The following is a 13729-nucleotide window of genomic DNA, read 5'->3' as shown; positions in this document are numbered from 1 at the left end:
CTGCTTCGCATCGAGCACCTTGCCCCCAGGAAGCGTAACGCCTTGGAATCTCTCTCTTCTATCGGTCTGATCGGTGCCTTCGCCGGCGGGTTGGTCTCCTTCTTCTCGCCCTGCACGCTGCCGCTGTTACCGGCCTACCTGTCGGTGGTCACGGGTGGTAGTGCCGGCAAGGCCGACAGGCGGCTGGAGGCATTGATCCTCAGCGTCTTCTTCATCTTCGGCTTCAGCATCGTGTTCATCCTGCTGGGGCTCGGCGCGAGCGGTATCGGCCAACTGATGCGGGGGTATCGCCAGGAATTCAACTGGGTCGCCGGCACGGTGGTGATCGTGCTGGGCCTGTTCATGACCGGGGTGTTCCGGTTGTCACTGTTCCAGCGCACTCTGCAGTTCACACCGAACGTCCAGGGTGGCTCCCCGCTGTCGGCGACGGTGTTTGGGGTCTCCTTCGCCATCGGCTGGACCCCCTGCATCGGCCCCATCCTGGGCGCCATCCTGATGGCCACCTCCAGTGCCGCCAGTGTCCAGGCCGGCATGCTCTATCTCAGCGCCTACTCGGCGGGCCTGGCGCTACCCTTTCTCGCCAGTACCCTGCTGATCAATCGATTCGCCCTGCATCGGCAACGTCTGGGTAGGTGGAGCGCCTATGCTCGCCCAGTTGCCGGCACGATCGTCATCCTGATGGGCATCGCCATCGTCTCGGGCACCATGACGCGGCTTTCCAGCATCATGGTCGACTGGTTTCCCTCGCTGGCGACACTGGGGTAGTCGGGTCGGCGGCGGTGGCAAGGTGTAACCTGTTCATATCAGCGAGGAGAAAGGCCACCGACCACGCAACAGGAACCTTTTGTACAATGGAGGGTTCGTCATGGCAAAAGACCCCGTTTGTGGCATGAGCGTCGATCCCGCCTCGGCGGAGAGCGTCGAGCATCGCGGTGAGCGTTACCATTTCTGTAGCAAGCAGTGCGCCGAGCACTTTCGCGAGGATCCGGACGCCGTGCTTGCCGCCACCTCGGCGGCTGCGTCGAAGCCCAGTGGCAAGGCCAACTATTTCTGCCCCATGTGTTCTGGCGTGGAGAGCGACGAGCCGGGGGAGTGTCCCAAGTGCGGCATGGCGCTGGAACCCGTCAAGCCGCAACCGTCGTCGAGGGTCCAGTATACCTGCCCCATGCATCCGGAGGTGCGGCAGGATGAGCCCGGCGACTGCCCCAAGTGTGGCATGGCACTCGAGCCCACCCGCGTTTCCGGAGAGGAACGCAGCGCCGAGTTCCTCGACATGTTCCGACGTTTCTGGGTGGGCGGCCTGCTGACGCTGCCGGTACTGTTCGTCGCCATGGGCAGTATGCTACCCGGCATCGGCCCTTGGTTGGATGAGGTGCTGCCCGCCGGCGGCGGGCACTGGATCGAACTGATCTTTGCCACGCCCGTGGTGCTATGGGCCGGATGGCCATTCTTCCTGCGTGGCTGGAGGTCTCTCGTCTCCCGCAACCTCAACATGTTCACGCTGATCGCCCTCGGTGTGGGGGCGGCCTATGGCTACAGTGTCGTCGCCACGCTCGCCCCTGGGATATTCCCGGCCACTTTCCGTGACGCCGATGGCTCGGTCGGCGTGTATTTCGAGGCGGCGGCGGTGATCGTCGTGCTGATCCTGCTCGGTCAAGTGATCGAGGCCCGCGCCCGCGAGAAGACCGGCAGTGCGCTGCGCGCGATCCTCGATCTCGCGCCGCCGACCGCACGACGCATCGATGCCGAGGGCAATGACGAGGAGGTCTCGCTCGACGAGCTGTGTACCGGTGACCGTCTACGGGTACGCCCCGGTGACAAGGTGCCGGTCGATGGCGAGGTGCTCGAAGGCCACAGCACGCTGGACGAGTCGATGGTGACCGGGGAGTCCCTTCCCGTCGAGAAGCGCGAGGGCGACACGGTCATCGGCGGCACCGTGAATGGTCAGGGCAGCTTAGTCATGCGCGCCGACAAGGTCGGCGAGGACACGGTGCTTTCGCAGATAGCGGAGATGGTGGCCGAAGCGCAGCGTTCGCAGCCGCCCGTGCAGCGGCTTGCCGACGTTGTCGCCGGCTATTTCGTCCCCGCGGTGGTTACCGTGGCGATCCTGGCATTTATTGCCTGGGGGATCTGGGGGCCACCGCCGGCGATGGCCTACGCGGTGATCGCCGCGGTATCGGTGCTGATCATCGCGTGTCCCTGTGCGCTCGGCTTGGCGACGCCGATGTCGATCCAGGTTGGGGTCGGTCGCGGGGCCCGGGCGGGCGTGTTGATCAAGAATGCCGAGGCACTGGAACGTTTCGAGAAAGTCGACACCCTGGTCGTCGACAAGACCGGCACCCTCACAGAGGGTAAACCCCGGGTCGTATCCCTCGAGCCCGTTTCCGGCAGCGATGAAACGCAGTTGCTGCAACTTGCCGGCAGCCTCGAGCGAGGCAGCGAACATCCGTTGGCCGAGGCCATTGTCAGTGCTGCGCAAGAGCATCATGTCGAGCTGAGCGATGCCAGCGATTTCGAGGCGGTGACCGGCATGGGGGTCACCGGTCGGGTCGAAGGACGCGAGCTTGCGCTTGGCAATGCCCGGCTGCTCGAAACACGTGGTGTGGAGGCGCGGGAATGGACGCAGCGTGCCGAGACGCTGCAAGCCGAAGGGCAAACCGTGATGTTCCTGGTGGCCGATGATCAGGTCATGGGACTCATCGGTGTCGCGGACCCGATCAAGGAAACCACCGCACAGGCGATCCGGACGCTCAAAGAGGATGGCCTGCGCCTGGTTATGCTCACCGGCGACAACCGTACCACCGCCGAAGCCGTGGCGCGCCAACTTGGTATCGACGAAATTGAAGCGGACGTACTGCCGGAAGATAAGGGGCGTATCGTGCGCGAGCATCGCGAGGCCGGGCGCGTGGTCGCCATGGCCGGCGACGGCGTCAATGACGCCCCCGCCCTGGCCGAGGCTGACGTCGGTATCGCCATGGGCACGGGGACCGATGTCGCCATCCAGAGCGCGGGGGTGACCCTGGTGAGAGGGGATCTCTCCGGCATTGTTCGCTCCCGCCATCTCAGTCGCCGGGTGATGCGCAATATCCGCCAGAACCTGTTTTTCGCCTTCGTCTACAACAGCCTGGGGGTGCCTCTGGCCGCCGGGGTGCTGTTTCCGTTCACCGGCTGGCTGCTCAGTCCCATCTACGCCGCCGCCGCGATGAGCCTGAGCTCGGTCTCGGTCATCGCCAACGCACTGCGGCTACGCGCCGCCAAGCTATGAGCCGGGGCCGCCGACAACCATAGAAGAGGGGGAGCATCATGGCTTATGTCGACCTGCAGCGACGTAGCGTATTGCGCCGCATCGGCGGTGTGGCGGCGTTGTCGACCCTGGTGGGGGCCGGGGTATGGCTCGGGGGATATCGCCCCGCTCTGCGGGCGGCGTCCGCGTCGACGGCCATGGAGGGGCCCTTCGACGTCGACCTGCGTGTGCGAGCCCATCCCGACAAGGTGGCTATCCTGCCCGGTGCGCCGAGCGACGTCTGGCGCTACACGGCCGAGCGAATCGTCGGGCCTGAAGATACCCTGATGCCCGTGGGTGAGAGCTATGCCGGCCCGCTGATCCGCCTGTTCCGCGGCCAGCGCGTGCATGTGCGCATCGACAACGAGCTCCCCGAAGACACCACCGTGCATTGGCATGGGCTGCACGTGCCGCCAGAAATGGACGGTCAGCCGCGCCTGCCGATCGCGCCGGCGACGAGCACGACGCTCGCCTTCGATGTCGTGGATCGCGCCGGTCTGTACTGGTACCACCCCCATCCTCACGGCCCCAACGGTGGCCGGGTCGGCTTTCAGAGTTACGCCGGCCTTGCCGGTCCACTGATCATCAACGACGACGCCGAGCGTGCCTTGGAGCTCCCCGACGGAGAGCGGGAACTGGTCCTCATCCTGCAGGATCGCACTTTTAGCAATGGCAATGAGCTTCAGTACATCGACGATGGTGGCATGGGGGCGATGATGACCCGCATGCAGGGCTTTCGCGGGGAGCGGGTACTGGTGAACGGCCACCCGGACGCGCGACGCGAGGTGTCCACGCAGCCATATCGATTGCGCCTGCTCAACGGCTCCAACTCGCGCATCTACAAGCTGGCCTGGAGCGATGGCCGGGCGGTGACCGTCATCGGCACCGACGGTGGCCTGCTCGCCAAGCCCGAGCGGCGCCGCTCGGTCACACTGGCGCCGGCCCAACGGATCGATCTGTGGGTCGACTTTGGCGACACCGAGCCCGGAGACTCCGTACAGCTGGTGAGCGAGGAGTACCAACTCGGCATGATGGGCGGTGGTGGCATGATGGACCGAGGGATGATGGACGGCTTGATGGATCGAGGGATGATGGGCGACCGGATGGACGGCATGATGGATCGAGGCATGATGCGCGACATGATGGGAAGCGAGCGGCTCTCGCTAGTTACCTTCGCCGTCGTCGCACGGGCGAACGATGCGGAAACCCTGCCGGAACGCTTGGCTCAAGACCTGCCGGCCTCCCCGGTTCAGGCCGATACGCCAGTACGCCGCTTCGAGCTGGGCATGCGCATGATGCAGGGGTTCACGATCAACGGCCGGCAGATGGAGGGCGCGACGGTGGCAGATGACGAGATCGTCCGGCTGGCGCAGACGGAGATCTGGGAGTTCGTCAACAACACCATGATGCCGCACCCCATGCACGTTCATGGACTGCAATTCCTGGTTCAGGAGCGGATATCGGCGGGCGGCAAGACGGACCTGCACGATGGGATCATCGACGCGGGATTGCATGACACGGTGCTGGTGTTCCCGGAGGAACGGGTGCGCATCGCTCTGACCTTCAAGGACTTCGAGGGGTTCTACATGTACCACTGCCACAACATGGAGCATGAGGATGCCGGTATGATGCGCTACTTCAAGGTGGTGGCATAACGAACCGGTCTGGTTTCGATCACACCGTATTTCGATCACCTGGCAACCACACGGGATGACGATACAGATGTCCTTCTACGAGAATCGTGTTCTGCCGCATTTCCTCCACCTGGCGTGTGGCAACACGGTGGTCGATCGTCAGCGGGCGGCCGTGGTGCCGCAAGCCCGGGGCCGTGTTCTGGAGGTGGGTATGGGGTCCGGGCTCAATATTCCCCACTACGATCCGGACCGGGTCGAGCTGGTCTGGGGGCTCGAGCCTTCCGAAGGCATGCGACGCAAGGCCCGCCACAACGTCATCGGCGCACCGTTCGAGGTGCGCTGGCTGGACCTGCCGGGCGAGGAGGTTCCTCTCGACGACAACAGTGTCGATACCGTGGTGCTCACCTACACCCTGTGCACGATTCCGGACTGGCACCGGGCGCTGGAGCAGATGCGTCGCGTGCTCAAGCCGGGTGGCCAGCTGCTGTTCTGCGAACACGGCACGGCGCCCGACGAAGCCGTGCGCCAGTGGCAGGACCGCGTCAACCCCCTGTGGCGCAAGGTGGCGGGGGGCTGCCATCTCAACCGTGCCATCCCCGAGCTCATCGAGCACGCTGGCTTCCGTATCCAGCGAATGGAGACGGGCTATCTACCGAAAGTTCCGCGGTTCGCTGGCTTCAATTTCTGGGGAGCCGCTGTTCCCCTGTGATCGAGCCCTCATGTAAGGACGCAATCAGCGGGCAGGTGATACTTCCCTCCTGTTCATGACACGCCTGTACAAGTTCGTCCAGTGTCCGCTCGATACGCTGGAGGCTGGCGACCTTCTCACGGACATCCCGTAGTTTATGCTCAGCGAGGGTGCTGGCCTCCTGGCAATGAGTGCCATCCTCCAATCGCAACAGCTCGGCAATCTCGTCCAGGCTGAAGCCCAACCGCTGCCCGGTTTTGACGAAGGTCAGCCGCGCGACGTCGGCTGTGCCATAGCGGCGAATACTGCCGGCAGGACGTTCGGGCTCTGAGAGTAGCCCACGGCGCTGATAATACCGGATGGTCTCGACATTGACGCCAACCGCCTTGGCCAGGCCACCAATGGTCATAGTGCCCGCTACTCTATCCCCCTGTCTCTTCATGACGCTTGACTCCGTATCTGACTACGGATGTAACCTTATCCCAGTAAACAAGGTCATGAAAGGTGCAAGCGCAATGTCTACATCGAAAACGGGGAAAGGGCCCCTGGCTGCCGGTGGGCTTGCTGCCCTCCTTGCCTCGGTCTGCTGCCTCGGCCCGCTGGTGCTGATCATGCTGGGGATTTCCGGCGCCTGGATCGGCAACCTGACGGCCCTGGAACCCTACCGCCCACTCTTCGTCGGTATGGCGCTGGTGGCACTGTTCTTCGCCTGGCGCCGGATCTTCCGGCCAGTGAAAAAGTGCCAGCCGGGTGAGGTGTGTGCCATGCCACGCGTCAGGACGGGCTACAAGGTCATGTTCTGGATTGTGTCGCTACTGGTACTGACTGCGCTGGTCTTTCCCTACACCTTGCCCTGGTTCTATTGAGAGGAGGTTCTCCATGAAAGCTCGTTTCGCCCTCATCGCGATACTCGCCCTGCTCAGCCCTCCCGCCATGGCGGCCCTGCAGACCGTGACGCTCTCGGTACCGGGCATGACCTGCGCCGCCTGCCCGATCACCGTCAAGGCCGCACTCAACAAGGTGGACGGCGTCTCGCAAATCGACGTGAGCTACCCGGATCGTGAGGCCGTGGTCACCTTCGATGATGCCAAGACCACGGTTGAGGCCCTGCTCCAGGCCACGGCCAATGCAGGTTATCCCTCGACGGTTAAGGAATAAGTGTGAAAGGTCCGAAGAAATTTTCAAACGTCGTGCTTGGCAGCATGCTGATGGGGTTGTGTTGCGTCGTGCCAATAGTCCTGATTCTGTCCGGCACGGCGGGCCTGGCCGCGCTGACAGGCTATCTCGACTACGTGCTCTTCGCTGCCCTGGCCCTGACCATCGTCATCGGCTTGCCTCTCTACGCGCGACACCACAAGCGGAAGCAGGATGCCGGCTTTACTCATGAAGACTCGGAGAAACGTGATGATTGAACTCAACGTGAGTGGCATGACCTGTGACCGCTGTGCGGATCATGTCAGGGAAGCCTTGGAGAAGCTGCCCGGCGTACAGTCGGTGGAGGTCTCCTATCCTCAGGGGACGGCATCGATAGCCGTTGATCCGGGCACACCGGCCTCGGCGTTGACGTTCGCCGTGACCCGACTTGGCTATCAGGCCCGACTGGCCTACAGTGAAACACCCTCCCCGACAGGCGCATCGGTTTCCAAGGGCCGTGATGAAGACGCCCCGCACATCGCGGTGATCGGCAGCGGCGGCGCCGCCATGGCGGCGGCCCTGAAGGCCGCCGAGCGTGGGGCCCGCATCACCCTGATCGAACGCGGGACCCTCGGCGGCACCTGCGTCAATACCGGCTGTGTGCCCTCGAAGATCATGATTCGCGCGGCCCATATTGCCCACTTGCGCACGGCAAGTCCCTTCGATGCCGGCCTGAGCGCCCAGGCGCCGGTGGTGGACCGGGCGCAGCTGCTCGAACAACAGCAGGGGCGTGTCGAGGAACTGCGTGATGCCAAGTACGCGGGAATTCTGCGCGACCACCCGGCCATCACGGTCCTGCATGGCGAGGCCCGGTTCGTCGATGCCCAGCATCTGACGGTCAGTCTGAATGAAGGCGGCGAGCAGACCGTCCGCTTCGATCGCGCCTTCATCGGCACCGGCGCTCGTCCGACAGAACCGCCGGTGCCGGGGCTGGCCGAGACCCCCTATCTCACGTCCACCAGTGCGCTGGAACTGGACACCCTTCCCGAGCGGCTGATCGTGATCGGGGCCTCGGTGGTGGCCCTGGAACTGGCCCAGGCTTTCGCCCGTCTGGGCAGCCGGGTCACTGTGCTGGCCCGCAGCCGAGTGCTGTCCCAGGAAGACCCGGCGGTGGGTGAGGCCGTGGAAGCGGCGTTTCGCCGTGAGGGCATCGAGGTCCTCAAGCAGACACAGGCCAGCGAAGTGAGCCACGACGGCCAGCTGTTCACCCTGCAGACCCACGCCGGGACCCTGCAGGCGGAGCAATTGCTGGTGGCCAGTGGCCGCACACCCAACACCGAGGCCCTGAACCTGGCGAGCATCGGCGTGGAGACCGCGCGTGGCGCGATTCTGGTGGATGAGCATCTGCTGACCACCGTACCGGGCCTGTATGCCGCCGGTGACTGCACCGATCAGCCGGAGTATGTCTACGTCGCCGCCGCCGGGGGTAGCCGCGCCGCGATCAACATGACCGGCGGCGAGTCCACCCTGGACCTCAGTGCCATGCCGGCGGTGATCTTCACCGACCCCCAGGTGGCCACCGTCGGCCTGACGGAAGCCGAAGCACTGGAGCAGGGCTTCAGCGTAGAGTCCCGCGTGCTCGAGCTGGCGAACGTGCCACGTGCGCTGGTCAATTTCGACACCGGAGGGTTCATCAAGCTGGTGGCCGAACGCGACACGGGGCGGTTGCTGGGGGTACAGGCGGTGGCCGGCGAAGCCGGCGAGCTGATCCAGACGGCGGTTCTGGCGCTGCGCGCGCGCATGACGGTGCAGGCCATCGGCGACGAACTGTTCCCCCACCTCACCATGGTGGAAGGCATCAAGCTCTGTGCCCAAACTTTTACCAAAGACGTGACGCAGTTGTCCTGCTGTGCCGGGTGAACAGGCTGAGATTGAGCGAACCGTACCGGGATTCCCGGAGACTCAATGTTGTCTTGCAGGCCCGGCAGGTGTGTCGGCGGCGGACCAACCAGAGAGTGACCCGCTTGCCTTGGATGGGCAGATCACGATAGGGAACATCACGCTTGCCGAACCGCACGAACTCACCCTGCACGCCGCATTCCTCGCAGGCGATCGGATCGGGCACGTCCACCTGGAAGTGCATTTCGTCGTCGGTTGATTTGCAGCCCAGTACTTGGTATTGCGGCAGGTGAAGGATGTTGTCGGGAAGTTCGGGCATGGTGTTGTATAGGCGTAGGTGTCAGTCAGATCCATCCGGCTCGGCATTGGTGTTTGTTTTTTTACCCAACAAGCTGCCGGAAACGAAAAGTAAGGCACCGAGGACAATTGCAATATCAGCCAGGTTGAAGGCCGGCCAATGCCAGTCGCGCCAATAGAAATCAAAGGAATCCACAACATAGCCGCGAAAGACCCGGTCAATCAGGTTGCCCATGGCGCCACCGAGGATAAGACTGTAAGCGATGGCTTCTCCTTTATGACGATTTTCAAGGATCAGCTTGATCAGAAAAATCGAGACCACCACCGCGATTCCGATAAAAAAGTAGCGCTGCCAGCCTCCACCATTCGCAAAAAGACTGAATGCGGCACCGGTGTTCCATACGTGCACCCAGTTAAAGAACGGGGTCACTGAAATAGACTCGCCATAGGCCATTGATTGCTGCACCAGCCATTTTACGGCCTGATCAGACGCTGCCAGCAGGCCCGATATGGACAACAGGGCATACGGCGAGAGCTTTTTGCCAATAATGAGCATTATTTAACCCTTCAACGCCAGAATGCGTCTGGCACCGTTAAGTACAATGACCCCCGCGATGGTGCCGATAATCAGATCCGGATAATTGGACCCGGTCCACGCGACCAGGGCGCCGGCGGTGATGACCCCCAGGTTGATCACCACGTCGTTGGCCGAGAATATCCAGCTTGCCTTCATGTGCGCCCCGCCCTCCCGATGTTTGGATATGAGCAGCAGACAACTGGTATTGGCAATCAATGCGACGAATGCGATAGCCATCATCACCAGCGATTCAGGCTCACTACCGAATACAAAGCGTCTCACCACCTCTATGAGTACGCCCACAGCCAAGATCAGTTGCAGTACACCAGCAAGATGCGCGGCACGTACCTGCATTTTCACGCTATGTCCAACCGCATAAAGGGCAAGCCCGTACACCGCCGCATCGGCAAAATTGTCCAGGGATTCTCCAATCAGGCCGGTGGACTGGGCGATCAGACCGGCAGTCATTTCCACCACGAACAGAAGTGCATTGATGCCGAGCAACCAGCGCAGGGCCCCGGATTCTTGCTTAGCAGAAGCTGCCGAGAACTCGGCGGCCTTGATGGTCTCCGGATTTGCAGCGACGGTTTCCTGAAGCGAGGCGCCTAGCCCCAAGGTCTTCAGTTTCGAGGTGACGGGCTCGACCTCGCCGTCATGTACGACCTTCAGCCGGCGGTTCGACAAGTCGAAGGACAGCGCTCGAACCTCCTCAAAGCCGTTCAGGGCTAGGCGAATCATTCGCTCTTCTGATGGACAGTCCATCTTCGGCACGGCATAAACGCTGACCCATCTCCCCGGCGCTTCGGAGGAGGCCTGTATATCGGTATCCGCCGCGGACGTTGCATCACCGCCACAGGCGCCGCCACCACAGGATTTGTTCATGATACGACTCCACTTGAACAATGTTGTGGTACCATTTAAAACTATAAAGCTACTATAAGGTCAATAGAGTAAAGAATCCGTTGGGGAGGAGGCTGATGCGTATTGGTCAGTTGGCGCAGTTGGTAGGGGTCGAAACACAGACGATCCGCTTCTATGAACAGCAGGGCTTGTTGCCGCCGCCTGATCGGCAGGACAACGGTTACCGTGTCTATACCGAAAAGCATGGTGAGCGGCTGGCCTTCATCCGTCGCTGCAGAATCCTAGGCCTGTCACTGGCTGAGATTCACGAACTACAGAGCTATCAGGACGACCCTCATCAGCCTTGTACCGCCGTCAACGCCTTGCTCGATGATCACATCTCTCATGTGCGGTCGCAGATAACCGCTCTGCAAGCGCTTGAAAAACAACTCGTTTCACTGAGAGCGAGTTGCAACGATGACCGGGAAGTTGAGGCGTGTGGGGTTCTTGCTGGAATTAGCGAAGGAAACATGCACCAGCAGTAGGTGAAGCATCAACCAGATAATCCGATGAGATGCCGGTTTGTCTCACTCTCATGCAAAGGTAAGATCAACCATTTAATCCGCTTGCCCTTCAATTTCTGGGGAGTCGCTGCTCCCCGTTGATCGAGCCTCGTGTAATGAGGCGATCAGTGGACAGGTGGCCCCGAGGTCACACCTGCACGAGCAGTGCCGTGGCGTACATGATCCCGACACCGGCCGTGACACCCAGCACTGAAATGCCGGAGACTGGCGACATCGCCTCAGCCACGGCGGTTCGCCGTAGATAATCTGCGACTTCGACGCAGACCTGTAGAATGGCGCCGGCTCCCAGCCCCAGGAACAGCGCCGACCAATGCGGTGCGAAGGCATAGGCCCCCAGCCAAGTGCCGAGTACCGCGGGCAAGCCGGCCAGGGCCACTAGTCCGACCCACATCCAGGCAGGTATGGACAGGCGCGTCAGGGGAGCAGCGATGGCGACGCCTTCGGTCAGGTTATGCAGCGTAAAACCGATCACCAGGAAGGTGCCCAGCGCCCCGGCACCGGCTGCGAAGGCGCCACCGATGGCGAGGCCCTCGCCCAGGTTGTGCAGTCCGATGCCCAGTGCGATATACCACGCCAGAATGCGACCCTCCGGAGGCAGGCCATGGCGCCGCCCCACCCCCAGCAGCGCCAGGAAGGCGACCAGCGCCGTCAGCCAGACCAGGGCCGGCCCTTGGAACAGCGACGCCGCCTCGGCCGCGAGTTCGAGCCCGGCCTCGAGAGTGTCCACCAGCAAGAAGGCCAGTAGCCCCAGGGTCAGGGCCAGCGTGAACTGGAAGCCTCGCGCGCCGGCATGCTGTAGCGCCGGCAGCAGGCACATGCCCAGCGCCACCGGCAGGACCCCCACAAAGAGGCCGAGCACGCCATAGCCGGACAACTGCTCGATGCTCGGCTGTGGGGTTGGCTCCGCCACCTCGATGGTGTGCCCGAAGGTGACCCCTGTGCCGGTGACCAGGGTGACCTCGTGCAGTTCGTCCTCCACCCAGGGATAGGGGATCTGCAGCCATGCGGCCTGCCCCCTGGACAGCTCACCAGCCGGCTCCTGGTGGAAGCGCCAGTAGGCACCATCGACCTGCACCTGGGCGATACGCATGGGTTCCGATCCCCCCGCGCGTACCTTCAGGGCGAGGCCGTCGTCGTCGATGATGGTGCGCTCGACGGTCAGTTCCTCGAGCGGCGGTGGCGATACGCCGAGCCATTCGAGTGGCTGCGTCATCTGGAACCACAGGAGCGCCAAGCCGAGCATCAGCGGGGGGAGCAGCAACGAGAACCACAGTCGCGGGTGCATCAGACCACCTCGAACAGACTCATCCAGCCGAGTTCCACGAATTCGCTCTGGTGGGCATGGAACATGTACTGCCCCGGCTCGTGGTCGGCGAAGGAGAATTCCAGGATGCCCCGCTGCGCCTGGCACTGCATCACCGTATCCACGGTCCTGAGGGTCGGCGTCAGGGTCGTGCCATGATCGTAGTAATCGAAGAAGTTGGCATGCAGGTGCAGGGAGTTCACTGGATCGAACTCGGTGACGTTAATCAGGTATATCCGTACCGGGCGAGCCCGCTCGAGGCGAATGGGCCGATTCACGTAGGCATGCGCCACCGAGTTGACCGCGTAGATCTCGTTCTCCTCGTCGAAATTGGTGTCGAAGCCATTCATCACCATCACGAACTCCTGCCAGCGCGCGTTCGCCTCACTGCCCAGTAGGCGTGAGCGAGCCGCCGGCTCATGCTCGGGATGCCGTTGCGGATCCGGGTCGACGATAAAGGCACCGTACAGACCCTTGTGGATATGGCGTTTCAACGGCAACGAATGACAGTGATACAGGTGGCAGCCGAAGGGCTCGGCATCGAACTCGTAGGTGAAGGCTTCCCCAGGTGCTACCTCGCCGGCGCCTGGCACGCCATCCATCCGCGCCGAGTGGATGCCATGGAAGTGCAGAGTGTGCACATGGCTGCCGGCGTTGACGAAGCGAATGCGTATCCGGTCGCCCTCGGTGGCCCTCAGCGACGGCCCCGGCACCCGACCATTGTAGGTCCAGGCCGGGAAGAAGAGCCCTGGTGCGATCTCGATCTCCTTGTCGATGGCGGTGATCGTATACTCGCGCAGCCGTTGCCCGTTCGCCAGCCGGCTGACCCTGCCGGTATCCCAGTCGGTGAGCATGGCGGTCGGATCGAAGCCATTGCGTGCATGGTCGACCTCGCCTTGGGTGATCATGTTGCCCGTCATAGCCCCGTGGCTTCCGGCAGGGGAGGAAGAGGTCGTCACTGGTGCCGAAACGGTGGCTGCGCGGGCCGACGACAGGCCTATCGCTGACATCAGGCCCCAGCCCCCCGCCTTGAGGAAACCCCGGCGGTCGAAACGCCGTCCTGTCATCGCTTATCGCTCTAAGGTGAACAAGGATGCTTCTGATAAGCATTGTAGTTTATCGCGCTCGGATTAGCGCACTCGGCTCTTCAATCATCACTTCACTATCGCTGAAGGCTCAGCACGGCTGCATGATCCGCGCAGCAGGTAAGAGCAGTAGCTGGAACAGCTGGTCCGGTTTTGCCCACGAGGCGTAAGCTCGCTAGGACGGCATCTCAGCCACTTCACCCGCACCAGCCGCAACCGATACAGGAACTGCTGGTGGGATCGCATGTTGCCCGGTCGCGGCCGGATCTGGGTTATAAAGCCGTAGCGAGAAACGCCTGGGGAGTACCTAAAGCATCTTGAAGATATCGGCTTCATTGTTCAAATAAAGCGCGGCATCATCGGCTAAATGCCCTGAGAGTACGCATCTTATCAGTCATGGTTTAA

At 62.5% G+C, this 13729-nt stretch carries 14 protein-coding genes and 1 pseudogene; 9 read left to right on the top strand and 6 right to left on the bottom strand.

Features of this window, described 5'->3' with window-relative positions; translation table 11 throughout:
• The first annotated feature begins 42 nt into the window (after window positions 1–42).
• The 4 genes from CK498_RS20730 (at window position 43) to CK498_RS20715 (ending at window position 5626) form a co-directional block, all read left to right on the top strand.
• Complete coding sequence (locus CK498_RS20730; RefSeq protein ID WP_095622759.1) at window positions 43–765, top strand: cytochrome c biogenesis CcdA family protein; 723 nt, start codon at window positions 43–45, stop codon at window positions 763–765.
• A gap of 100 nt (window positions 766–865) precedes the next feature.
• Window positions 866–3265 (top strand): heavy metal translocating P-type ATPase, encoded by a 2400-nt coding sequence (locus tag CK498_RS20725; RefSeq protein WP_095622758.1) that lies wholly within the window; start codon window positions 866–868, stop codon window positions 3263–3265.
• A 38-nt stretch (window positions 3266–3303) separates the two neighbouring features.
• Window positions 3304–4938 carry a multicopper oxidase family protein gene (locus tag CK498_RS20720; RefSeq protein WP_095622757.1) on the top strand — a complete coding sequence of 545 codons (1635 nt, stop codon included), beginning with the start codon at window positions 3304–3306 and terminating at the stop codon, window positions 4936–4938.
• 55 nt (window positions 4939–4993) lie between these two features.
• The gene (locus CK498_RS20715; RefSeq protein WP_229359162.1) at window positions 4994–5626 is read left to right on the top strand and encodes a class I SAM-dependent methyltransferase; all 633 of its coding nucleotides are present in this window, start codon (window positions 4994–4996) and stop codon (window positions 5624–5626) included.
• On the opposite strand, the gene merR is transcribed toward CK498_RS20715, so the two are convergent.
• Window positions 5595–6014, bottom strand: a complete 420-nt coding sequence (gene merR, locus CK498_RS20710) for an Hg(II)-responsive transcriptional regulator (RefSeq protein ID WP_432206838.1) — start codon at window positions 6012–6014, stop codon at window positions 5595–5597. The two genes, CK498_RS20715 and merR, sit on opposite strands and share 32 nt — an antisense overlap.
• A gap of 106 nt (window positions 6015–6120) precedes the next feature.
• On the opposite strand from merR, the gene merT reads away from it, so the two are divergent.
• Genes merT through merA form a run of 4 tightly spaced genes read left to right on the top strand, consistent with a single transcriptional unit; the run spans window position 6121 to window position 8659 of the window.
• Entirely contained in the window at window positions 6121–6471 is a 351-nt protein-coding gene (merT, locus tag CK498_RS20705) for a mercuric ion transporter MerT (protein ID WP_095622756.1), read from the top strand.
• Window positions 6472–6484: 13 nt separating this feature from the next.
• The gene (gene merP / locus CK498_RS20700; protein ID WP_095622755.1) at window positions 6485–6763 is read left to right on the top strand and encodes a mercury resistance system periplasmic binding protein MerP; all 279 of its coding nucleotides are present in this window, start codon (window positions 6485–6487) and stop codon (window positions 6761–6763) included.
• A 2-nt stretch (window positions 6764–6765) separates the two neighbouring features.
• On the top strand, window positions 6766–7017 hold the full coding sequence (merF, locus tag CK498_RS20695) for a mercury resistance system transport protein MerF (protein ID WP_229359161.1): 252 nt from the start codon (window positions 6766–6768) through the stop codon (window positions 7015–7017).
• On the top strand, window positions 7010–8659 hold the full coding sequence (gene merA, locus CK498_RS20690) for a mercury(II) reductase (RefSeq protein ID WP_095622754.1): 1650 nt from the start codon (window positions 7010–7012) through the stop codon (window positions 8657–8659). The genes merF and merA overlap by 8 nt, the downstream gene beginning before the upstream one ends.
• A 46-nt stretch (window positions 8660–8705) precedes the next feature.
• Here the strand turns inward: merA and CK498_RS20685 are convergent.
• The 3 genes and pseudogenes from CK498_RS20685 to CK498_RS20675 form a co-directional block, all read right to left on the bottom strand.
• Window positions 8706–8957 (bottom strand): annotated as a pseudogene (locus CK498_RS20685) (transposase family protein); the annotation flags it as partial.
• Between the two features lie 21 nt (window positions 8958–8978).
• Entirely contained in the window at window positions 8979–9491 is a 513-nt protein-coding gene (lspA, locus tag CK498_RS20680; RefSeq protein WP_095622753.1) for a signal peptidase II, read from the bottom strand.
• A 3-nt stretch (window positions 9492–9494) separates the two neighbouring features.
• Complete coding sequence (locus tag CK498_RS20675; RefSeq protein WP_095622752.1) at window positions 9495–10394, bottom strand: cation transporter; 900 nt, start codon at window positions 10392–10394, stop codon at window positions 9495–9497.
• Between the two features lie 95 nt (window positions 10395–10489).
• On the opposite strand from CK498_RS20675, the gene cadR reads away from it, so the two are divergent.
• On the top strand, window positions 10490–10897 hold the full coding sequence (gene cadR / locus CK498_RS20670) for a Cd(II)/Pb(II)-responsive transcriptional regulator (RefSeq protein WP_035566955.1): 408 nt from the start codon (window positions 10490–10492) through the stop codon (window positions 10895–10897).
• A 166-nt stretch (window positions 10898–11063) separates the two neighbouring features.
• On the opposite strand, the gene CK498_RS20665 is transcribed toward cadR, so the two are convergent.
• Window positions 11064–12221 carry a ZIP family metal transporter gene (locus CK498_RS20665; RefSeq protein ID WP_095622751.1) on the bottom strand — a complete coding sequence of 386 codons (1158 nt, stop codon included), beginning with the start codon at window positions 12219–12221 and terminating at the stop codon, window positions 11064–11066.
• The gene (locus tag CK498_RS20660; protein WP_217987822.1) at window positions 12221–13147 is read right to left on the bottom strand and encodes a multicopper oxidase domain-containing protein; all 927 of its coding nucleotides are present in this window, start codon (window positions 13145–13147) and stop codon (window positions 12221–12223) included. The genes CK498_RS20665 and CK498_RS20660 overlap by 1 nt, the downstream gene beginning before the upstream one ends.
• Between the last annotated feature and the right edge of the window lie 582 nt (window positions 13148–13729).

Origin of the sequence: Halomonas salipaludis (assembly GCF_002286975.1) — a bacterium.
GTDB classification, from domain to species: Bacteria; Pseudomonadota; Gammaproteobacteria; order Pseudomonadales; family Halomonadaceae; genus Franzmannia; species Franzmannia salipaludis.
Note: the sequence above shows the minus strand (reverse complement) of the source record. Positions and strands in the feature narration are given on the sequence as shown.